Source organism: Pseudacidovorax sp. NFM-22, assembly GCF_021401245.1.
GTDB lineage: Bacteria > Pseudomonadota > Gammaproteobacteria > Burkholderiales > Burkholderiaceae_C > Xenophilus.
Genome location: NZ_JACBFY010000001.1, coordinates 1,139,214 through 1,160,609, shown reverse-complemented (window position 1 = coordinate 1,160,609; position 21,396 = coordinate 1,139,214). Strand labels below are relative to the sequence as shown.

Here is a 21,396-nt window from a genome sequence, read left to right as displayed (position 1 = left end):
GATGCGCAACCGCCTCCGGCGGCCGCTTGGAGCCGCGACGCGGCATGGGGTTGTTTCCACTTCACTGCATCAGCATGGCCGCGACGGCCAATGTGGCCGCCACGAGCCAAAGAGCCAGAACGGTGGCCCGCAGCGAGGCCTTGTGGGCGAAGTCTTCCTTGCGTGCCATGGCCGCCACGTTAATGGTTGTCACTGACTGTGTACTGAGCGGCACCGCCCTCGTCGCGCGGGTGGCCACCGCGGCGGGCTTCGCTGCGCTTCTGTGCAAAAGCGCACGACTCAGCGTTTTTCCTATGCCCTTCATAGGGCGTTTTCAAGAGGGTCGGGTCAACGTCAGTTGCGGACCGTACGTTTCGAGGTGTAACGTTTTGACGTAATTTTTCAGGTGCTGCCATGTGGGTTTTCATCGTTGTCTCGCTCATCGCCGTGGAAGTGGCGTGCGGCCTCTTCTTCTTCAGCCTGATCTGGGCCAGCCATCAGGCGGCGGAATGGGAGGAGCGCGATCTGAACGGCGCGATGCCCGGTGCCGCGGCCTTCGCGTCTTCCGTCTTCGGCATCCTGGCGCCGGGCGCCGCGGATCGCGCCCAGCACGGCTGATCGGCCGTACGGCCGGGGCACCCGGCGCGCAGCCTCGACCCCTGAGAGCGGCCGTCGGCGTCGCAGGACTGGCTGGCGCTGGCACCGACTCCCGGTGCCGCCGGTCCCACTTCAATCAATGGACAGGCTCAACGACGTTGCCCCAGCCCTGGGGCTTTTTTTCGCCCCGGCGTCGGCCGGAACAGGAGCCCGTCCCGGCTTCATCCGGGAAAGCCAGCACCCACGCGGGGCTACCGGCGGTCCATCCCGGCCGCCGCGCCGCCCCCCGAATAAGCTTTCTCGATAAAAGTATTTGAAGCTTGCATGCTTCATGCTTGATCATCCGCAAATCGGATGATCAAGAACCTCGATATTCGTCAGCTCGAAGCCTTCGCCGCCGTGATGTCCTCCGGGAGCATCACGGGCGCGGCGCGTCTGCTCGACCGCTCCCAGCCGGCCGTCACCCGCCTGATCCACGAGCTGGAGGCGGCGGCGGGCTATGCGCTCTTCACCCGCCACGGACCCCGCGTGGCGCCGACGGCCGAGGGCTTCCAGCTCTTCGAGGAGGTGCAGCAGCTGCTGGGCGACTGGCGGCGGCTGCAGCAGCGGGTGGACGAGATCGGCCGTGGCGGCGCGCAACCGCTGGTGCTGGCGGCCACGTCGGCTGCGGCGCTGGGCCTCGTGCCGGCGGCCTTGCAGGCCCTGGAAGCGGGCGAGGGCACCGGCGCGGTGCGCCTGGTGAGCGGATCGCCGGAGCGGGTGATGGAATCGGTGCTGGCTGGCGCGGTGCAGCTGGGCGTCTCCAGCCTGCCGCTGGAACACCGCGGGCTGCAGGTGCTGTGGATCGGCGAGGCGCCCTGCGTGGCCCTGCTGCCCGATGGCGACCCGCTGGCCGCGCACGAGGTCGTGCCCGCCGCCGCGCTCGCGGGGCGTCGGCTGGTCACCCTGAGCAACCCCTTCCGGCTGCGCCACCGCATCGATGCGCTTCTGGGCCGTGCCGCCACCGACGCCGACGCAGCCGGCGAAAGCGCATCGGCAGGCGAGGGCGGCGCGCGCGGCGCGGACGTCATCGACACCAATTCCTCCGTCAACGCCCAGGCCCTGGTGCGAGCGGGGCTGGGCATCGCGCTGCTGGACCCGCTCACGGTGCACGGCGTGCCCCTGGCCGGCGTGCAGGTGCGGCCGCTGGACGTGCACATCCCCTTCTTCTTCGGCGCCGTGGTGCCGCAGGGCCGGCCCGTCACCCGCCGGGTGCAGGCCCTCGCCGATGCGCTTCAGCAGGCGGCGACGCGCCTGCCCGGTTTCGTCGCCCATCCGCCCGAGGCCCATGCGCGGCTCTTGCAAGCCTCGCAGGCCGAGCCTTCCTCTTCTTCCCGACCTTGACCGAAAGCGCCCCATGAGTTCGCCCGCCCCCGATGCCTTCACGCCCCCGGCCGGCCTGCCCCACCTGGAGCAGCGGCTGCGCCAGGACCTGCTCTGGCTCGGCCTGCCGCCGAAGCACTGGGTGCCCCCCAGCGCGCGCGACGGCCAGTCGGTGATCGACGTGGTCGTCATCGGCGGCGGCATGGCGGGGCTCACGCTGTCGGCTTCGCTCAAGCACCTGGGCGTGCAGGCGGTGGTGTTCGACCAGTCGCCGGCCGGCTTCGAGGGGCCCTGGGCGACCACGGCGCGCATGGAGACGCTGCGCTCGCCCAAGGAGCTGACCGGCCCCGCCCTGGGGCTGCCGGCGCTGACCTTCCGCGCCTGGTTCGAGTCGCAGTTCGGGCTCGAGGCCTGGCGCGCGCTCGACAAGATCCCGCGCCTGCAGTGGATGGACTACCTGCGCTGGTACCGCCAGGTGCTGCGGCTGGATGTGCGCAACCGCCAGCGCGTGGCGGCGGTGCGTCCGCGCGCCGATGGCGTGGTGCAGCTGGACCTGGTCGACGAAGGCGAGGGCGACCGCGCCCACACCGTGCTCGCGCGCCACGTGGTCATCGCCACCGGCCGTGACGGCCTGGGCGGCCCGTGGGTGCCGGACTGGGCCCATGCCCTGCCGCGCGAGCGCTGGGTTCATTCTTCGCATGCCTGGGACGGCGCCATGTTGCGCGGCCAACGCGTGGCCGTGATCGGCGGTGGTGCCTCGGCCATGGACGCCGCGGCCACCGCGCTGGAGAACGGCGCCGCCCGCGTCGACCTTTTGATCCGCCGCCGCGAGCTGCCGCGCATCAACAAGGGCAAGGGTTCGGGCAGCCCCGGCATGTCGCACGGCTACTGGATGCTGCCGGACGAATGGAAGTGGCGCTTCCGCCATTACCTCAACGTGCAGCAGGTGCCGCCGCCGCAGGGCAGCACGCTGCGTGTGTCGCGCCATGCCCAGGCGCATTTCCACCTGGGCGCCGGGGCGACCGGTGCCTCGGTGCGGTCCGATGGCGTGATCCGGGTCGAGACGGCCAAGGGCCCGCTGGCGGCGGACTTCGTCATCTTCTGCACCGGCTTTCGCATCGACTGGTCGCAGCGCCCCGAGTTCGCCGGCCTGCAGCCCCATGTGCGGCTGTGGCGCGACCGCTTCGCCGCGCCCGAGGGCCAGGACGACGAGGAACTGTCCGAGTCGCCCGACCTGGGCCCGCTGTTCGAGTTCCAGCCGCGCGAGCCCGGCAGTTGCCCGGGCCTGGAGCGCATCCATTGCTACAACTACGCCGCCGCGCTGTCGCAGGGCGCCGGCGCGGGCGACATCCCGCAGATCACCGACGGCTCGCAGCGCCTGGCCCGCGGCCTGGCCGGCCAGCTGATGGTGGAGGACGCCGACGCGCATTTCGCCGCCATGCAGCGCTATGCCGAGCCCGAGCTCGAAGGCCACGAATGGACCGAGGCCGCGTTCCCGGTCTATGACGAGCAGGCCGTCCCGGCGCGCGAAGGGGCGGCCCCATGATCGGTTGGCTGCTGCGCCGGCTCGGCCAGGCGCTGCTGGTCGTGTGGGCGATGACGCTGATCGTCTTCGTCGGGCTGCATGCTATCGGCAACCCGGTGGACATCCTGATCGGCGACGACATGAACCAGGCCGAGCGGGCCGCCGCCATCGCCCGCCTGGGGCTGGACCAGCCGCTGTGGCGCCAATACCTGGCCTTCCTCGAAGGCGCGGTGCAGGGCCAGCTGGGCAAGAGCTTCGTCTACCACGACGAGGCCATCCGCATCATCCTGGCGCGCCTGCCGGCCACGATGGAGCTGGCCGTGGCCGCGCTGCTGATGGCCGTGCTCATCGGCGTGCCGCTGGGCCTGTTCGCGGGCATGAAACCGGAGCATCCGGCGTCGCGCGCCATCATGGCCACCAGCATCGTGGGCTTCTCGCTGCCGGCCTTCTGGGTGGCGCTGATGCTGATCATGGTGTTCAGCGTGCAACTGGGCTGGCTGCCGGCCGGCGGCCGCGGCGAGACGCGCAGCCTGTTCGGCATCGAATGGTCCTGGCTCACGCTCGACGGGCTGCAGCACCTGCTGCTGCCCGCCTTCAACCTGGCGCTGTTCAAGATCTCGCTGGTGCTGCGGCTCACGCGCGCCGGCGTGCGCGAGGTGCTGCCGCAGGACTTCGTCAAGTTCGCGCGCGCCAAGGGCCTGTCGCCCGTGCGGGTGGTGGGCGTGCACGTGCTGCGCAACACGCTGATCCCGCTGGTCACGGTGCTGGGCCTGGAGCTGGGCTCGACCATCGCCTATGCGGTCGTCACCGAGACCATCTTTGCCTGGCCCGGGGCCGGCAAGCTGATCCTGGACAGCATCAATTCGCTGGACCGCCCCGTGGTGGTCGCCTACCTGATGGTGGTGGTCGTGATCTTCGTGACGCTCAACCTGGTGGTGGACGTGCTCTACCGCCTGCTCGACCCGCGCGTGCGGCTGGAGGGCGCCAAGTGAGCGCGTTGCCGACCTCTTCTTCGTCCACCGCCGCACCGAAGCCCGAACGCGGCTTCTGGTGGCGCGTGGGCAGCGACTTCCTGCAGTCGCGCGTCGCCATTGCCGGGCTGCTGATGCTGGCCGTGGTCGTCGTCGTGGCCCTGGCCGCGCCGTGGATCACGCCGCAGAACCCGTACGACCTGCTGCAGTTGGACGTGCTCGACGCCCGCCTGCCGCCCGGCTCGCCGCGCGGCGAGGGCGGGTACACCTACTGGCTGGGCACCGACGGCCAGGGCCGCGACCTGTACTCGGCCATCGTCTACGGCCTGCGCATCAGCCTGGGCGTGGGCGTGGGCTCGGCCCTCATCGCGGCAGTGCTGGGCACGCTGGTGGGCCTGCTGGCCGCCTATGCAGGCGGCCGGGTCGACGCGCTGCTGATGCGGCTGGTGGACCTGCTGCTGTCCTTTCCGACCATCCTGATGGCGCTGATGATCCTGGCCTACCTGGGCAAGGGCATCACCAACGTCGTGCTCACGCTGGTGCTGCTCGAATGGGCCTACTACGCCCGCACCGCGCGCGGTCAGGCGCTGGTGGAGACGCGGCGCGAGTATGTCGATGCCGCCCGCGGCCAGGGCATTCCGCCCTGGCGCATCCTGGTCGGCCATGTGCTGCCCAACTGCCTGCCGCCGCTGCTGGTGATCGGCGCGCTGCAGGTGGCGCGGGCCATCACGCTGGAGGCGACGCTGTCCTTCCTGGGGCTGGGCGTGCCGATCACCGAGCCCTCGCTGGGCCTGCTGATCTCCAATGGCTACCAGTACCTGCTGTCCAACGAATACTGGATCAGCCTCTTCCCCGGCCTGGCGCTGCTGGCCACCATCGTCGCGATCAACCTGGTGGGCGACCAACTGCGCGATGTCCTGAATCCGAGGTTGCAGAAATGAGCGGCGAAGCCACTCCCGTGCTGGAGCTGCGCGATCTGCGCACCCGCTTCCACACCCGCGATGGCGTGCTGCCCGTGGTCGATGGCGTGTCCTTCACGCTGGGCCGCGGCCAGGTGCTGGGCCTGGTGGGCGAGTCGGGCTCGGGCAAGTCGGTGACCGGGTTCTCGGTCATGGGCCTGGTCGATCCGCCCGGGCGCATCGAAGGCGGCGAGGTGCTGTTCCAGGGGCAGGACCTGCGCACGCTGCCGCCCAAAGCCTTGCGGCAGTTGCGCGGCGACCGCATCGCCATGATCTTCCAGGACCCGATGGCCACCCTGAACCCGGTGCTGCGCATCGACGTGCAGATGGTCGAGGCCGTGCGCGCCCACCGCGACGTGGACACCGCCACCGCCCGCCGCCATGCGGCCGAGACGCTGGCGCTGATGGGCATCCCCAGCCCCGAAGAGCGGCTGCGCGCCTATCCGCACCAGCTCTCGGGCGGCATGCGCCAGCGGGTGGCGATCGCCATCGCGCTGCTGCACAAGCCGGCGCTGATCATCGCGGACGAGCCGACGACGGCGCTGGACGTGACCATCCAGGCGCAGATCCTGTCGGAGATGCAGAAGCTGGTGAAGGACAGCGGCACCGCCATGATCTGGATCAGCCACGACCTGTCGGTGGTGGCTGGCCTGGCCGATGCGATCGCGGTGATGTATGCCGGTCGCATCGTGGAGATCGGCGCGGTGGACGACGTGCTCGACCGGCCGCAGCATCCCTACACGCAGGGTCTCATCGGCAGCCTGCCCAGCGCCAACCGGCGCGGGGCGCGGCTCAAGCAGATTCCGGGCATGGCGCCGCATCTGGCGCGCCTGCCCGCCGGCTGCGCCTTCGCACCGCGCTGCCCGCGGGCCACGCCAGAGTGCCAGGCGGCCGTGCCGGCCCTCGTCGCGCCACGGGCCGAGGTGCCCGCGCACCAGGCGCGCTGCATCCATCCGGGAGCCGCTGAATGAGCGCACTGCCTTCTTCTGCCATCGACATGGCGCACCCGGCAGCGGCCACGCCGCTGGTCGATCTGCGCGCCATCTCCAAGCGCTTCGGCGAGCGTCAGGAAGGCTGGCTGGACCGCCGCCTGCGCACCCTGGGCCTGGGCGAGGCGCCCGCCATCACCCATGCCGTGGACCATGTGGACCTGCAGGTGCAGCCCGGCGAGGTGGTCGGCCTGGTGGGCGAATCGGGCTGCGGCAAGTCCACGCTGGGCCGCATCGCCGCCGGTTTGCTGGCGCCGAGCGAGGGCGAGGTCTTCGTCGACGGCCACGACATCGCACGGATGGATGACCGCGCCCGGCTTGCCGCGCGGCTGAAGGTGCAGATGGTCTTCCAGGACCCCTTCGGCAGCCTCAACCCGCGCCTGCGCGTGGCCCGCATCGTGGGCGAGGCGGCGCGGCTGCACGGCCTGACCGACGCGGCCGGCGAGGACGACTACGTCTGCGCCCAGCTCGAACGCGCCGGGCTCGATCCGTCGCTGCGCCACCGCTACCCGCACCAGTTCAGCGGTGGCCAGCGCCAGCGCATCGGCATCGCCCGGGCGCTGGCGGTGCAGCCGCGCATGCTGGTCTGCGACGAGGCGGTGGCCGCGCTGGACGTGTCGATCCAGGCGCAGATCCTCAACCTGTTCATGGACCTGCGCGAGCAGCTGGGCCTGGCCTACCTGTTCATCAGCCATGACCTGGGCGTGATCGAGCACCTGTGCGACCGCGTGGTCGTGATGTACCTCGGCCGCGTGGTCGAGTCGGCGCCGGTGGACGAGCTTTTCGCCAACCCGCGGCATCCCTACACCCGGGCGCTGCTGCAGGAGATTCCGCGCATCGATGCCCGGCGTGCGCAGTTCGCGCCCATCCGCGGCGAGATTCCCAGCCCGCTGGCGCCGCCCAGCGGCTGCCACTTCCATCCACGGTGTCCGCACGCCATGGACCGCTGCCGCACCGAGGTGCCTCAACTTCGCGGCGTCGCCATCCATCACCAGAGCGCCTGCCACCTGGACGCCCTCTGATCGCCCCCCTTCCCGCTGTTCCCTGACGAAAGGATCGCCCATGACTCCCCATTCCCTGCGCACCGCGGCCGTCGCGGCCGCCGCCCTGATCGCCGCCGCCGGCGCCGCGGCGCAGAACCTCGCCATCGGCTTCGCCGATCCCGTCTCGTCGGTGGACCCGCAGCTCAACAACCATGCGGGCGACCGCTCGCTGGCGCTGCATTTCTGGGATTCGCTGGTCACCTCGCGCGACGGCGGCAAGCTGGACCCGGGCCTGGCCTCCAGCTGGAAGTCACTGGACGACAAGACCTGGGAATTCAAGATCAACACCGCCATCAAGTGGCAGGACGGCACGCCCGTGTCGGCCGAGGACATCGTGTTCTCCTTCCAGCGTGCGCGCAGCGTGCCGGGCTCGGTGGCCTCGTACTCGGGCGCGCTGCGCTCGGTCGAATCGGCCACCGCCAAGGACCCGGGCACGCTGATCGTCAAGACCAGCACGCCCAACCCCATGCTGCCGCTGGAGATCGCCTCCATCTACGTGGTGAGCAAGCATGTGGGCGAGAAGGCGCGCACCGAGGACTACAACAGCGGCAAGGCCGTGGTGGGCACCGGCCCGTACAAGTTCATCTCGTACACGCCGGGCGACCGCACCGTGTTCGAGCGCAACCCCGGCTACTGGGGCCCCAAGCCGCAGTGGGACAAGGTGACCTACCGCTTCATCAACAACGGCGCGGCCCGCACCGCGGCGCTGCTGGCCGGCGACGTGGACGTGATCGACAAGGTGGCCGTCACCGATGTCGAGAAGCTGCGCAAGGACCCGAAGGTCAGCGTCTACACCTACCCCGGCCTGCGCGTGCTGCTCCTGCAGCCCACGCTGCGCGAAGGCCCCAACGAGTTCATCACCGACAACGCCGGCAAGGTGCTCGACAAGAACCCGCTGACCGACCTGCGCGTGCGGCAGGCGCTGTCGCTGGGCATCAATCGCAAGGCCATCGTCGACCGCGTGCTGCAGGGCACCGTGACCGAGGCCAACCAGTGGATGCCCAAGAACAGCTTCGGCTACAACCCCGAGGTCAAGGACATTCCCTACAACGCCGAGCAGGCCAAGAAGCTGCTGGCCGAGGCCGGCTATCCGCAGGGCTTCCAGATCGCCATCCACGTGCCCGGCGACCGCTATCCGCAGGCGCCCGAGACGGTGCAGGCCGTGGCGCAGTTCTGGTCGCGCATCGGCGTCAAGACCAAGGTGGAAGTGGTGCCCTGGTCGGTGTATTCGGGCCGCGCCTCCAAGAACGAATACGCCGTCAGCGTGATCGCCTGGGGCAACGGCACCGGCGAGGCCGGCTACGGCCTGCTGCAGACCCTGGCCAGCTACGACCCCCAGCGCGGTCGCGGCATCAACAACTGGGGCCGCTACAGCAACGAGAACGTGGACAAGGCGCTGGACGCCGCCACCGTCGAGTTCGACGCCCGCCGGCGCGAAGCCATCTTCCGCCACGCGGCCAAGCTGGTGACCGACGACGTGGGCCACATTCCGCTCTTCCACTACCAGAACATCTGGGCCGCCAAGAAGGGCCTGAAGGTGGTGCCGCTGCTGAGCGACCGCACGACGGCCATGCAGGTCACCAGGACCAACTGAGGCTGCACCGATGCTGCAAGTCACGCCCGCCGATGCGCTGATCGATGTGCCGCGGCGCATCGCGGCCGAAGGACTGGCGCCCGGCGAGCGGGTGCGCATCGAGAGCCGCACCGTGCGCGGCCCGGGCATCGCCTGGACGGCGCAGGTCGGGCTGATCGCCGATGCCGACGGCACCGTGGACCTGGGCCGCGATGCGCCGCTGGCCGGCGGCAGCTACGAGGGCGTCTCGCCCATGGGTCTGGTCTGGGCGCAGGTGCCCGAGCGGCCCGGCGCGCCGCGCGAGGTCTTCGCGGCCGAGCCTGCTGCGCCGCTCACGACCGAGCTGGTGCTCACGCGCGCGGACGGCAGTCGCTGGCAGGCCGCCTTCGTGCAGCGGTTGATGGGTGAGGGCGTGACGCGCCGCGAGGTGCGGGACGACGGCCTGTCGGCCACGCTCTTCCTGCCGCCGGGGCCGGGCCCGCATCCGGCGGTGATGGTGCTCAACGGCAGCGGGGGCGGCATCAACGAGCCGCGTGCGGCGCTCTATGCCTCGCACGGCTACGCGGCGCTGGCGCTGGGCTACTTCAAGTCGCCCGGCCGGCCGGATCACATCTCGGACACGCACCTGGAGTATTTCGAGACGGCCCTCCAATGGATGCATGCGCAGCTGAAACCCGCGGGCGGCTTCGTCGCGCTGTCGGGCCAGTCGCGCGGGGGCGAGCTGGTGCTGCTGCTCGCCACGCTGATGCCCGAGATGGTCTCGGCCGTGATCGGCTACGTGCCCGGCGCCGTGGTGCACAGCGCGCAGAACGCCTGCAACCCGGCCAACGGTCCCGACAGCCGCAACGGCCCGGCCTGGTGGTGGCGCGGCCAGCCGCTGCCGCACCTGTGGCAGGGCAACCGCACGGCGACCTGGGCGCCCTGGGACGAAGGCCCGGAGCCGCGTCGCCATGCCAATGCCTTGCTCACTGCCCTGCAGGACGCCGAGGCCGTGGAGCGCGCCCGCATCCCTGTCGAGCGCATCCGCGGGCCGGTGATGCTGCTGTCGGCCACCGACGACGGCTCCTGGCCGTCCAGCCTCTATGGGCGCATGGTGGTCGAGCGCCTGGCCGCGCATGGCCACCCGTGGCCGGTGGAGCACCTCGACTTCGAGGGCGCCGGCCATTCCATCGTCTTTCCTTACGTGCCGACCACGCAGCTGGCCTATGCCCATCCGGTCTCGGGACGGCTCAGCACCAGCGGCGGCACGCCCGCCGCCAATGCGCATGCCGACGAGGCTTCCTGGGCCGGCGTGCGCGACTTCCTCCAACAGGCCGCCTCGGCGGCCAAGGCCAAGCCATGACTTCTGCTGCCTCCACCCCCACCGTCCCCGACCTGATCGACGCGCTGGTACCGCTGGCCGATGGCGCGCCGCTGCATGCCGTGCGCCACCAGCGCGACAAGGTGGTCACGGCCACGCAGGGCAGCCACGCGCGGCTGTTCGACCCGGCGCTGACCGGCCTGAGCCTGGCCGAGCGTCTGCTGGCCGCGCACGAGATCGCGCGCCGTGCCGGCGTGACGGCCCTGGCCGACCACTACCGGACGCAGCTGCTGGCGCTGGGCACGCCCACCGCCGCCCAGCAGGCCGCGCTCGATGGCAACGCGGTGCCGGCCGACGACGCCCGTCTGACCGAGATCCTGCGCTTCGCCATCGCCCTGGCCGACAAGCCTGTCGAAGGCGACCAGGCCGCGCTGCTGCGCCTGCCCGCCGCCGGCATCGACACGCCGGCCGTGGTGGCGTTGGCCCAACTGATCGCCTACGTGGCCTACCAGGTGCGCGTGCTGGCCGGCCTGCAGGCGCTGGCCGCGGCCGGCGATGCGCTGGCCCCATCGGCCGCGACGACAGAGGACACAGCGCCCTTCGTGCACCCCGCCAACCTGCCCAAGCCGGGCGAGCCGCTGCGCATCAACGGCTTCACCAGCGAGACGCTGGGCTGGAAGGCCTGGCTGCCGGTGCTGGACCTGGCTAACGCGACACCGGAGCAGACCGCGGTGCTGGAGACCAGCCATCCCAAGGCCAAGACCAGCGACTACTACCTGCTGCTGGTGCAGCAGCCGGCCATCCTGCAGGAGCGCTCCACGGTCTTCAACGCCATCATGTATGCGCCCGGCGGCCTGTCGAGGGCTGAGCGCGAGCTGGCGAGCGCGGTGGTCTCGCGCATCAACGGCTGCGTGTACTGCGCCTCCGTGCATGCCCAGCGCTTCGAGCAACTGGCCAAGCGCAACGACGTGATCGCGCAGGTCTTCCACGAACCGCAGGGCGCCGGCACCAACGCGCGCGAGCGGGCCATCGTGCAGGCCTCCATCACGCTCACGGCAGCCCCGGCCGGCTTCGGCGCCAGTGACATCGCACCGCTGCGCGCGGCGGGCCTGTCGGACCTGGAGATCCTGGACCTGGTCCATGCCATCGCCATCTTCGCCTGGGCCAACCGGCTGATGCTCAACCTGGGCGAGCCGGTGTACGGCGGCGAGGGCTGAGCCCTTCTCCCGTCAGGCAGCCTCGGCCACCGGCTCGGGCAGGTCGGCGGCCGCGGCGATGCGCTGGCCGATCACCTCGACCAGGTGTTGCGCATCGTCCGCCACGCCCAGGAAGCGCCCGGAGCCCCAGGTGTTGAGCCAGGGCAGGCCGACGAAATAGAGCCCCGGCTCTGCGGTCACGCCGCGGCGGAAGCGCGGATGGCCGCGGCCGTCGAAGACGGGCAGGTCGATCCACCGGTGGTCGGGCCGGAAGCCGATGGCCCACACGATGCTGGTGATGCCGGCGGCCTGCAGGTCCAGCAGCGTGGGGTCGGCATCGGGCTGCCAGGCCTTCTGGAAGGGCGGTTCCACCGGCGCGTCGATGCCTGCGCGCGCGATGTAGGCATCGATGTCGCGGCGGATGTTGCAGTACACCTCGTCGGCCTCGTCGAGGTTGCGCGTGAGGTCGGGGCGGAAGCTCACCTGCGTGCCCTGGATGTCGGCCAGCGTGCCGTACAGCCGCACCCCTTCCAGCGCGAAGCGGCGCAGGTCGATCTCGTGGCCGCCGTCGCGGCCGGTCATGTAGTGGTTGGTCTTGTGACGGGCTTCGTCGCCCAGCGGATGGCGGTCGACCGTGAGGTTGTAGAAGCCCAGCTCGTGCAGCCATTCGGTGGATTCGCGGCCGCGGTACACGCGCGGCGAGCGCGGTGCCGAGCCCACGGCCAGGTGCACCTTGCGGCCGGCCAGGTGCAGGTCTTCCATGATCTGTACGCCCGACTGGCCGGAGCCCACCACCAGCACCTCGCCGGGCGGCAGCTGCGCCGGGTTGCGGTAGTCCACCGAATGCAGCTGGGTGATGGCCGGCGGCAGGCTGTGGGCGCAGGCGGGCACGATGGGCAGGTCGTAGCCGCCGGTGGCCACGACCACATGGTCGGCCAGGCAGGTGCCGAGCGTGGTGCTCACTTCGAGCATGCCGTCGGCATGGCGCCGCACGGACTGCACCGTCACGCCTTCGATCACGGGTGGTCGGGTCTTGCGGGCGAAGGCCTCCAGGTAGGCCACGATCTCGTCGCGCAGCATGAAGCCCTTCGGGTCCGGGCCGCTGTAGGGAAAGTCGGGCAGACGGCACTGCCAGTTGGGGGTGACCAGGCAGAAGCTGTCCCAGCGCTGGTCGCGCCAGGCATGGCCGATGCGGTGCATTTCGAGCACGACGTGCGCGATGCCGGCCTGCTGCAGGTAATGGCTGGTGGACAGCCCGGCCTGGCCGCCGCCGATGACGACGACGGGGTAGTGCGGGGCGAGGGCAGTGGAAGCGGTCATGGGTTACTCCTTGGATGGGGAAGCGGGCGCGGTGGCTCAGTCCGCCGGCCCGAAGGCCACGACCTGCACCTGGGCGCCGGGCGCGCCGGCATGGCGGGCCACGCGGGCCTCGATGTCCGCCAACTGGTCGCTGGCGCGCGAGCAGGCGAAGCCGAACTTGGCCCGTACCCGGTCGTTGGCGATGCCGGTGGCCTCGCGCAGCTTCTGCAGGAAGTCATCGAGCGCATACGCCTGGCCGGGCGCGAAGTAGTCCTGGATCACCAGCGAGGGCGAGTAGGCGACGGTCTCGCTGGCATCGGGCCAGCGCAGGGTGTAGGTCATGGCAGGCATGGGATGGGGTCGTGGGTAGGCATGGAAGAGGTGGCCGACGCCAGGCACTGGCGGTAGACCTGCAGATGGGTCAGGGCGCTGCGCGCCCAGCTGTGGGTATGGCAGACGGCGGGCGGTTGCGCCAGGCGCGGCTGAGTCCAGGCGCGGGCCAGGCCCAGGGCCAGGCTGGTGTCGTCCTCGGGCTCGCACCAGCTCACGCCGGCGCTGCCGGCCAGGTGCTCGGTGAAGGGCGCCCGGCGCGAGACCAGCACCGGCGTGCCGCAGGCCAGCGCCTCCAGCGCGACCAGGCCGAAGCCTTCGTTGAGCGAGGGCATGGCCAGCAGGCGGGCGCGACGCATCAGCGCGGCGCTGGCCGCATCGGGCAGGGGGCCGGTGCGCCAGACCGGCTGGCCGGGCCCTTCGGCGAGACCGCTGTCGGCCAGCGCAAGCTGCCAGCGCTGCTGCTCGGCACCGTGCTGCAGCAGGCTGGCGCCGCCGGCCACCAGCAGGCGGGCGTGCGCGGCCTGCGGCACCTCGCGGCGCAGTCGGGCGAAGGCGCGCAGCAGACGCGCGCTGTTCTTGCGCGCCTCTACGCCGCCCAGGGCCAGCAGCAGCGGCGCGCCGTCGAGGCCGGCGGCCGTCAGTGCGGAAAGGGCCGCGGCATCCTCGGCCACGGGGCCGGGGCGAAAGCGTTGCAGGTCCACGCCGTTGAAGACGCGGTGCACGCGCGGAGCTTCAGGCCGGGCACGCAACTGGTCGAACCAGGTGTCGCTCACGCAGCAGACGGCCCGTGCGCGCTGCCACGCCATGGCCTGCCAGGCATCGAGGCGGGCATCGGTGAAGTCGTCGAGGTGATGCACGGTGCGCAGCCAGGGCATGGCCGGCGGGCTTTGCGCCAGCGCGGCGCCGTTGAGGCTGTCCTGCACGTGCAGCACGTCGACGCCGGCCCGCGCCGCGGCGGCCGGCAGTACGGCACGGAGGGCCGCGATGCGCTCGCCGACCTGGTCGGCCAGCAGGGTGCCGTTGGGGCGCGGCATGGGCAGGGCCTGCAGTCGCAGCGGCAGGCCGTCGGGCAGCGGGCGGAACAGGGTCTGGCCTGGCTCCACCGGGGCGAAGACGGTCACGGCGACGCCTTGGCGGGCGAGGGCGGTCGCCAGCTCCAGCGTGTGGATCACACCGCCGCGGGGCAGCACGCTGTGCATGGCGAGGCCGACGTGCAGGTGCTCGCGTGGCTGACCCACTTGCTGACGCTCAGGCATGGTGGCGCTCCTTCGCGGACTCGACCGAAGCCGGGGCCGAAGCCGAAGCCGAAGCTGAAGCCGAAGCTGAAGTTGGAACCGTCGCCGATGTCGCCGGCCCGCCGAGGATGAAGCCCGACTCGGCCAGGTCCCACAGGCAGGCCTGCTCTTCGCCCAGGGCTACATCCAGCCGCGTGCCAGCCTGGACCTCGCCGATGTCGGCGCAGGCGATGCCGTGTTCTGCGAAGCGGGCCTGCACCTCGGCGGCCAGCGCCGGCCGCACGGCCAGCACGAAGCCGAAGCTGGGAAAGGCGCTGAGCCAGCGCAGCCTCGCGGCATGGGCGGCGTCGCTGTCCGCGTGCCAGTCGGGGCCGCCGTGGGTGCGCGGGGGGCAGGGCAGGCGCTCCAGTGCGACACGCGCACCGCAGCCCGAGCATTCCAGCAGCATCAGCAGCGTGCCCAGCACGCCAGCCATGCTGATGTCCTTGCCGGCGTCCACCAGTCCGGCCTCGGCCAACTGCGGCAGCAATGCTAAGTCGGCCTGCAGGCGTGCGGCGGGTGCGCTAGTGCTGGCGTTCCAGAAGGGCGCATCGCCCTGCCAGGCGCCGCGCAGGTCGGTGGCGACCAGCAGGCGGTCGCCGGGCCGGGCCGCGAAGCTGGAGATGAGCCGCTCGGCCCGCCCCAGCACCGCGACCGCGAGCTGCGCGCCGGCGCTGCGAAGGTTGGTGTGGCCGCCCACGAGCGGCACGCCGTACTGCGCACAGGCGGCGCGCATGCCGCGCAGCAACTCGGCGGTGGTCGCGTCGTCGGCGCTCCAGAGTGCATCGACGACGGCGGTGGGCCGGCCGCCCATGGCGGCCACGTCGCTCAGGTTGACCATCACCGCGCTGTAGCCGGCGAACCAGGGCTGCTGCTGCACGAAGTCGGGCATCAGTCCTTCGATGGCCAGCAGCTGGTGGCCGCCGCCGGGCAGCGGCAGCACGGCGCAGTCGTCGCCGTTGGGGACGGTGGTCGGTGCGTGGGTGGGCATGACCGTCGGTTCATCCATGGCGGGTGCCGCGTCGCCGTCCAGCGCCTGCATCACGCGGGCGATGTCCCGCTTGTGCGCGAAGCCGCGGCCGGCGCGCAGGGCGGCGAGCAGCGGGGGCAGAAGCCGGGAGGGCTGATCGCCCCCTATCCGTTCAGGCTGAGCCTGTCGAAGCCCCGGCCGCGCGCCGTCCCGCCCTTCGACAGGCTCAGGGCGAACGGATTGGGGGTGTCCGGGCCGATCACTCCCTACCCTTTCGGGCTGAGCTTGTCGAAGCCCTGGCCGCGCGCCGTCCTGCCCTTCGACAGGCTCAGGGCGAACGGATCTGGAGTCAGGGCGAACGAATTCGGGGCCGTGGCTGCTCATGCCCGGCTCCCTGCCAGCACGAAGCCGGCCTCGGGCGTGTGGCAGGGCGGGTACTGGCGCAGGTCGGCGCGCATCAGGGCATGGGGCAGGCCGTGGAGGTCGGCCACGCCGTCCTGCCGCCAGTGCAGGCGCTCGAACAGCGGCACGTTCTGCAGCTGCACATGGGCCAGGAACTCGCGGCAGCCGCGGGCATGGGCGCTGCTCACGGCCAGGCGGATGAGGCCGGTGCCCAGCAGCGCGTGCCGCCGCCAGGGCGCCGCGACGGCCAGGCGCGAGCCCCACCAGGTGCCCGGCGATTCCTCGTGGATGCGCACCGTGCCGACCACTTCGTCCGGCAGTCCGGCCAGCGTGGAACAGGCGACCAGCGTGCGCGTGCCGGGCAATGCGTCGATGGCGTCGTGGTCGTCGCGGTCGAACACGCGCTGCTCCTCGCAGAACACCTGCCGGCGCAGGGCCAGGGCCTCGCGCCGCATCCAGGGGATGCTGGCCCACTGGATGCGGAAGGCGTGGTCGGCCCGCGGCGCAGGGGGCGACGGCATGAGCCAGGGTTGGGCATCAATGAGGATCATGAGATGGGCTCCAGCGGAGGACTCGGGCAGGGACTGGCTTTGGCGCTGTCGGCGTGTTCGGGCGGTCAGGAGGTCTGGGGGCTGGAGATCAGCAGACCGGACGCTCAGGCAGCCTCGGCCAGGGGCGCCGCCGCGTCCTCGAACACCGACAGCGTCGAGCAGGCCGCGCACTTGCCGCAGCCGGCCTTGATGTCGGCCGCGCGCAGGCCGGCCTGGCGCACCATGGCACCCAGCGGCTCCAGCACGGACCGCATGAAGTCCGCGCCGGGCGGCGCATGGTCTTCCAGCGGCGTGCCGCTGATGGGCACGAAGGGCACGACGAAGGGGTACACGCCCAGGGCCAGCAGCCGCTCGCTGGTGGCCAGCAGGGTCTGGGCGCTGTCGCCCAGGCCGGCCAGCAGGTAGGTGCTGACCTGGCCCCGGCCGAAGACGGCCACGGCCGCCTCGAAGGCCTCCCAGTAGCGGGCCATGGGCACCTCGGCCTTGCCGGGCAGGATCTGCTGGCGCAGGTCTTCCCCCACCACCTCGATGTGCATGCCCAGCGTGTCGACGCCCGCGTCCTTCAGGCGTTGGAACCAGGCGTCGGTGTCGGGCGGCTCGCACTGGGCCTGGATGGGCAGGTCCACTGTCGCCTTTACGGCCGCGGCGCTGTCGCACAGCACCTGCGCGCCGCGGTCGCGGGTGGGTGGCGTGCCGGTGGTCATCACCATGTGGCGGACGCCGTCGAGCTCGACGGCCGCCTTCGCCACCTCGGCCAGCTGCGTGGGCGTCTTGTGGGCGATGGTGCGGCCGGCCGCCAGCGACTGCCCGATGGCGCAGAAGCGGCAGGCCTTGCGCCGGCTCTCGTAGCGGATGCAGGTCTGCAGCACGGTGGTGGCCAGCACGTCGGTGCCGTGCAGCGTGGCGATCTGCTGGTAGGGAATGCCGTCGGCCGTCTGCCGGCCATAGAAGCGCGGCGCCTTCGGAAAGCTCAGCTGCGCGATCGGGATGGTGCCGTGGCGCAGCGTGGCGCGGCCCTGCGCATCCGGCGTGCCGGCGACGAAGGGCGAGTCGAAGGCGCCGTGCGTGTGCACCGGCACCATCAGCGTCACGCCGTCCACCGTCACGGCCTTGTGGTCCGAGGGGCCGGCCCCGCCGCGGCGGCTGGCGGCGCCGGCCTGCGGGGCTTCGAGCCGCAGGCCGCGGGTCTGCAGTTCGGTCATCAGCTGTCTTGTCTGCGGATTCATGCGGCCTCCGGTGGCAGGGGGATGTCGTCGGACAGAAGGGCCGGCTCGCCCGCGGCCAGTGGCCGGGTCGTGGCGGCGGCGTCGCGGCGGATGGCCAGCGACAGCAGTTCGGGGCGCGCGTAGTGGCCCACCGAATCCATCATGCGTTTGCGCTTGTCGATCAGCGCCAGGTCCAGGTCGGCCACGACCAGGCCCTCGCCCTCGGTCAGCGGCTCGGCCAGGTACTTGCCTTCGGGCGAGACGATGGCGCTGTGGCAGCCGCCGCGCAGCGCGCCCTGGAGGGCCTCGTCGGGCATCAGGCGGCGCACCTGTTCGTCGTGCAGCCAGCCGGTGGCGTTGACCACGAAGCAGCCCGACTCCAGCGCGTGATGGCGGATCGTCACGCCCATCTGCTCGGCAAAGATGGGCCCGACCAGCGAGCCCGGGAACTGGGCGCAGTGGATCTGCTCGTGGTCGGCCATCAGCGCATAGCGGGCCAGCGGGTTGTAGTGCTCCCAGCAGGCGAGGGCGCCGACGCGGCCGACGGCCGTGTCCACGGCCTTCAGGCCGCTGCCGTCGCCCTGGCCCCAGACCATGCGCTCGTGGTAGGTCGGCGTGATCTTGCGGCGCTTGAGCACCAGGCGGCCGTCGGCATCGAAGACCAGCTGCGTGTTGTAGAGGCTGCCGTGGTCGCGCTCGTTCACGCCCAGCACCACCACCATGCCGGCCTGCCGCGCCGCGGCGCCCACGGCCTCGGTCATCGGGCCGGGCACGGTCGGCGCGCGCTGCATCAGCAGCAGGTGGTCCGCGCCCTGGCGCGCCGGCGGCTGCACGAAGGAGAAGTAGGGGTAGTAGGGCACGAAGGTCTCGGGAAAGACGATCAGCTCCACGCCCCGGCGGGCCGCCTCGTGCACCGTCTCCAGCACGCGGGCCAGGGTGCCGCCTTCGCTGTCCAGGTCGGGCGCGATCTGCGCGGCGGCGGCGCGCACGGTCTTCTTCTTCGGCAGGGCCATCGGCTGCTCCGGGGCGACGCTCAGAGCGTCCAGGTGTCGAGGATGAAGGCGCCCTGCTTGCGGTGCAGCAGCACGATGTCGAGCACGTCCAGCGGGTTGATGGGGCGGATGCCTTCGATCAGCGCGCCTTCGCCATGGCCGTACAGCGCCTGCAGCGCGAAGCGGCAGGCGTAGACCTTGCCGCCTTCGGCGATGAACTTGGTGATCTGCTCGTTGAAGTTCTGGTGGCCCGGGAAGGCGGAGTCGCCCAGCTTGGGAAAGCCGCGCTTGACGCCCAGGGTCACGCCCGGGCCATAGAGCAGGATCGAGGTCTCGAAGCCCTTGCGCTGCAGCCGCGTGGCCTGCAGCAGGTTGACGAAGCCGATGGAGCCTTCGAAGGCCACGGTGTGGAAGGTCACCAGGGCCTTCTCGCCGGGCTCGGCCTTGACGTCTTCGAAGACCTTCTCTTCGTAGTCGACCAGGAAGTCGCCCTTCTGGGCGGCGGGATGGGTCACTTGGGGCATGGGCACCTCGGTTGCGGTTGGCGGTGGATCGGTCGGGCCGCGGTGGTAGGCCTTCGAAAGACAGGCGCTTCGTGCCGCGGTGCCAGCCTCTTTGCGAGGAACGGGCCGCTGGCCAAGCCGCGCGGCCGATCAATGGCCGATCAAGCCAATGGGCATGCGTGCATGCGGCCGGTCGCGGCCCGGCACGGCATGACGAGCGCCCCACGCGCCATGCACCAGTGCGCCGCAGGCCGATGCAATCAATGCATCCGATCAATGGCATGGCGCACCAAAACAAGCAGGCACTGCGACCGCACGGCGGCGGCTTATTGCGCTCTACTTGGCGCTTCCCGAGCGCCTGAAAGCCATTGATCCATGCCCTTCTCGCACTGGGCCGCGCGGCTGAGACACAGCGAACTTCCGGCCTATCAGCTGATCCCCGACCTGCTGGCCGAAGACCTCCAGCGCGGCCGACTCGCGCCGCGCGACCGGCTGCCGCCGCTGCGCGAGCTGGCGCAGCAGCTGGGCCTGAACTACACGACGGTGGTGCGCGGCTTTGCGCAGGCGCGCGAGCGCGGGCTCATCGCCTCGCGGCCGGGGCTGGGCTCCTATGTGCGCGGCTCCTTCATCGGCCTGCCGCTGCGCGGCGGCACCGGCGCCGAGATGACGATGAACATGCCGCCGGAGCTGAGCGACCATCCCGTCGGCCAGCAGTTGCAAGACGAGGCTGCCGCCTTCGTCGGCGCCACGCCGGTGGCCGAGCTGATGCGCTACCAGGACTTCGGCGGCAGCGCGCGCGACCGCGAGGCCGCCGCGCAGTGGCTGCGCCAGTGGGTGGGCCATGCGCGTGCCGAGCACACGCTGGTGGCGCCGGGCATCCACAGCGTGCTGCTGGCGCTTTTGAGCCTGCTGGTGCGGCCGGGCCAGAGCCTGGCGGTGGAGTCGCTGCTGTACCCCGGCCTCAAGGCCATCGCCGCGCAGCTCGGCACGCAGCTGCAGCCGCTGCAGTGCGATGAGGAAGGCATCGTGCCGCAGTCCTTCGAGACGCTGTGCAAGAGCGCTGCCATCGGCGCGCTCTACCTGTGCCCCAACCTGCACAACCCGACCACGGCCACGCTGTCGCTCGGTCGGCGCGAGGCACTGGCGGACATCGCCGCCCACCACAGCGTGCCCATCATCGAAGACGATGCCTATGGCATGCTGGCGCCCGCCGTGCCCCCGCCGCTGGCGGACTTCGCCCCGGCGCTCACCTACTACGTGAGCGGCACTTCCAAGTGGCTGGGCGCGGGTCTGCGCAATGCCTTCGTGCTGGCGCCTACTGATGCCGCCACGCAGCGCCTGGCCGGCGCCTTGCGTGCCACGACCGTGATGGCCTCGCCGCTGACGACCGGCCTGGTCACGCACTGGCTGGGCTCGGGCTTGGCGGCGCAGGCGCTCGATGCCATGCGCGCCGAATGCAGCTGGCGCAGCGCCCTGGCGCGCGAGCTGCTGGGCGACCTGGGCCTGCGCACGCATCCGCAGGGCTTTCACGCCTGGCTGCCGCTGGAGGGAGATGAGGGGGACGGGGGAGGTCGCTGCGTGAGCGCCGAGCTGGCGCAGCAGCTGCAGCAGATGGGCGTGGCGGCGGTGGCCAGCCAGGCCTTCTCGACCGACCGCATGCCGCCCGAGGCCCTGCGCCTGTGCCTGGGCGGACCGCTCACGCGCGACGACTGCGGCCGGGCGCTGCGGGCGGTGCGCGACGCGGTGCTCGGCTGCCGCGCGGCCTGATCAGGGGCTCAGCTCAACGCCGGCGCAGCCAGCGCGACCACCAGGACGCGGGGCGGTTGCGCTCGTCGAAGGGGCGGGTGTCGAGCTTGCCGAACATCGACGCGGCCTCGCCGAAACGCTGGCGCAGCGAGGCGGGACTGTCGGATTCGACGGCCGGTTCCGGCGTGTTGCCGGCGGGAGGCATGCGTGATCCGTCGGTCTCGTCGGTGGGGCGAGCACCCATCGGCGCGGCCGGGCGGTCGCTCATGCCGGAAGCTGGGGGAAGGGAATCGGGCGTATCGGTCAATGCAGCGCAGTACGAGGGGAGGCGGGCTCCCTGGAAAGCCGTGCCGGCATGCGCCCTCGGACGAGGACCAGCCCGCAGGCTGCGGATGCCGGAAGGCGGGAACGCGCAACGCTGGTTGGAACGACAGGCGCGGGCCGGAAAGGCCATGACACGCAGTCGTTGGTGCCGGAGGCCGGAATCGAACCGGCACGCCTTGCGGCGGGGGATTTTGAGTCCCCTGCGTCTACCAATTTCACCACTCCGGCACGAAGCGTCGAGACAGCCCAAAATTATGGCACAGTGCCTTCGCACACCGCTTCGGTGCAGCGGGCTTTTACACA

Annotated in this window: 21 protein-coding genes and 1 tRNA gene; 11 read left to right on the top strand and 11 right to left on the bottom strand. The window is 71.4% G+C overall.

The window, feature by feature from the left end; translation table 11 throughout:
- Positions 1 to 61: 61 nt before the first annotated feature.
- Positions 62 to 193, bottom strand: a complete 132-nt coding sequence (locus L0984_RS29780; protein ID WP_255697128.1) for a hypothetical protein — start codon at positions 191 to 193, stop codon at positions 62 to 64.
- 200 nt (positions 194 to 393) lie between these two features.
- Between L0984_RS29780 and L0984_RS05225 the strand changes: the two genes are divergently transcribed.
- The 10 genes from L0984_RS05225 (at position 394) to L0984_RS05180 (ending at position 11,515) form a co-directional block, all read left to right on the top strand.
- A complete protein-coding gene (locus L0984_RS05225) occupies positions 394 to 597 on the top strand; it encodes a hypothetical protein (RefSeq protein WP_234192656.1) in 204 nt (67 codons plus the stop codon).
- Positions 598 to 930: 333 nt separating this feature from the next.
- A complete protein-coding gene (locus L0984_RS05220) occupies positions 931 to 1,959 on the top strand; it encodes a LysR family transcriptional regulator (RefSeq protein WP_234192655.1) in 1,029 nt (342 codons plus the stop codon).
- Between the two features lie 13 nt (positions 1,960 to 1,972).
- Positions 1,973 to 3,484 carry a SidA/IucD/PvdA family monooxygenase gene (locus L0984_RS05215; RefSeq protein WP_234192654.1) on the top strand — a complete coding sequence of 504 codons (1,512 nt, stop codon included), beginning with the start codon at positions 1,973 to 1,975 and terminating at the stop codon, positions 3,482 to 3,484.
- Positions 3,481 to 4,455: an ABC transporter permease gene (locus L0984_RS05210; protein ID WP_234192653.1), complete on the top strand. Its 975-nt coding sequence runs from the start codon at positions 3,481 to 3,483 to the stop codon at positions 4,453 to 4,455. The genes L0984_RS05215 and L0984_RS05210 overlap by 4 nt, the downstream gene beginning before the upstream one ends.
- Positions 4,452 to 5,375, top strand: coding sequence for an ABC transporter permease (locus tag L0984_RS05205; RefSeq protein ID WP_234192652.1), 924 nt, complete (start codon positions 4,452 to 4,454; stop codon positions 5,373 to 5,375). Before L0984_RS05210 ends, L0984_RS05205 begins: the two co-directional genes overlap by 4 nt.
- Positions 5,372 to 6,364, top strand: a complete 993-nt coding sequence (locus L0984_RS05200; RefSeq protein WP_234192651.1) for an ABC transporter ATP-binding protein — start codon at positions 5,372 to 5,374, stop codon at positions 6,362 to 6,364. Before L0984_RS05205 ends, L0984_RS05200 begins: the two co-directional genes overlap by 4 nt.
- On the top strand, positions 6,361 to 7,404 hold the full coding sequence (locus tag L0984_RS05195; RefSeq protein ID WP_234192650.1) for an ABC transporter ATP-binding protein: 1,044 nt from the start codon (positions 6,361 to 6,363) through the stop codon (positions 7,402 to 7,404). The genes L0984_RS05200 and L0984_RS05195 overlap by 4 nt, the downstream gene beginning before the upstream one ends.
- A 40-nt stretch (positions 7,405 to 7,444) precedes the next feature.
- Complete coding sequence (locus L0984_RS05190; protein ID WP_234192649.1) at positions 7,445 to 9,019, top strand: ABC transporter substrate-binding protein; 1,575 nt, start codon at positions 7,445 to 7,447, stop codon at positions 9,017 to 9,019.
- A 10-nt stretch (positions 9,020 to 9,029) separates the two neighbouring features.
- Complete coding sequence (locus L0984_RS05185; protein WP_234192648.1) at positions 9,030 to 10,340, top strand: acyl-CoA thioesterase/bile acid-CoA:amino acid N-acyltransferase family protein; 1,311 nt, start codon at positions 9,030 to 9,032, stop codon at positions 10,338 to 10,340.
- Positions 10,337 to 11,515, top strand: a complete 1,179-nt coding sequence (locus L0984_RS05180; RefSeq protein WP_234192647.1) for a CMD domain-containing protein — start codon at positions 10,337 to 10,339, stop codon at positions 11,513 to 11,515. Before L0984_RS05185 ends, L0984_RS05180 begins: the two co-directional genes overlap by 4 nt.
- Before the next feature lie 12 nt (positions 11,516 to 11,527).
- Here L0984_RS05180 and L0984_RS05175 read toward each other — a convergent pair whose 3' ends face one another.
- The 8 genes from L0984_RS05175 to L0984_RS05140 all read right to left on the bottom strand — a co-directional run bounded on the left by L0984_RS05175 (position 11,528) and on the right by L0984_RS05140 (position 19,044).
- Entirely contained in the window at positions 11,528 to 12,814 is a 1,287-nt protein-coding gene (locus tag L0984_RS05175; protein WP_234192646.1) for an MSMEG_0569 family flavin-dependent oxidoreductase, read from the bottom strand.
- Positions 12,815 to 12,850: 36 nt separating this feature from the next.
- Entirely contained in the window at positions 12,851 to 13,144 is a 294-nt protein-coding gene (locus tag L0984_RS05170) for an MSMEG_0570 family nitrogen starvation response protein (protein WP_234192645.1), read from the bottom strand.
- On the bottom strand, positions 13,132 to 14,382 hold the full coding sequence (locus L0984_RS05165) for an MSMEG_0565 family glycosyltransferase (RefSeq protein WP_234192644.1): 1,251 nt from the start codon (positions 14,380 to 14,382) through the stop codon (positions 13,132 to 13,134). The genes L0984_RS05170 and L0984_RS05165 overlap by 13 nt, the downstream gene beginning before the upstream one ends.
- A complete protein-coding gene (locus L0984_RS05160) occupies positions 14,375 to 15,511 on the bottom strand; it encodes a sll0787 family AIR synthase-like protein (protein ID WP_255697203.1) in 1,137 nt (378 codons plus the stop codon). Before L0984_RS05160 ends, L0984_RS05165 begins: the two co-directional genes overlap by 8 nt.
- A 239-nt stretch (positions 15,512 to 15,750) precedes the next feature.
- Positions 15,751 to 16,293, bottom strand: a complete 543-nt coding sequence (locus tag L0984_RS05155) for an MSMEG_0567/Sll0786 family nitrogen starvation N-acetyltransferase (RefSeq protein ID WP_234192790.1) — start codon at positions 16,291 to 16,293, stop codon at positions 15,751 to 15,753.
- 134 nt (positions 16,294 to 16,427) lie between these two features.
- A complete protein-coding gene (locus L0984_RS05150) occupies positions 16,428 to 17,525 on the bottom strand; it encodes an MSMEG_0568 family radical SAM protein (RefSeq protein WP_234192643.1) in 1,098 nt (365 codons plus the stop codon).
- Positions 17,526 to 17,545: 20 nt separating this feature from the next.
- On the bottom strand, positions 17,546 to 18,541 hold the full coding sequence (locus tag L0984_RS05145; RefSeq protein ID WP_234192642.1) for a Nit6803 family nitrilase: 996 nt from the start codon (positions 18,539 to 18,541) through the stop codon (positions 17,546 to 17,548).
- Between the two features lie 20 nt (positions 18,542 to 18,561).
- Positions 18,562 to 19,044, bottom strand: coding sequence for an MSMEG_0572/Sll0783 family nitrogen starvation response protein (locus L0984_RS05140; protein ID WP_234192641.1), 483 nt, complete (start codon positions 19,042 to 19,044; stop codon positions 18,562 to 18,564).
- A 354-nt stretch (positions 19,045 to 19,398) separates the two neighbouring features.
- On the opposite strand from L0984_RS05140, the gene L0984_RS05135 reads away from it, so the two are divergent.
- On the top strand, positions 19,399 to 20,790 hold the full coding sequence (locus tag L0984_RS05135) for an aminotransferase-like domain-containing protein (protein WP_234192640.1): 1,392 nt from the start codon (positions 19,399 to 19,401) through the stop codon (positions 20,788 to 20,790).
- 13 nt (positions 20,791 to 20,803) lie between these two features.
- Here L0984_RS05135 and L0984_RS05130 read toward each other — a convergent pair whose 3' ends face one another.
- Both L0984_RS05130 and L0984_RS05125 read right to left on the bottom strand, forming a co-directional pair.
- On the bottom strand, positions 20,804 to 21,037 hold the full coding sequence (locus L0984_RS05130) for a hypothetical protein (protein WP_234192639.1): 234 nt from the start codon (positions 21,035 to 21,037) through the stop codon (positions 20,804 to 20,806).
- Between the two features lie 199 nt (positions 21,038 to 21,236).
- A tRNA-Leu gene (locus tag L0984_RS05125) sits at positions 21,237 to 21,321 on the bottom strand.
- Positions 21,322 to 21,396 lie beyond the last annotated feature (75 nt).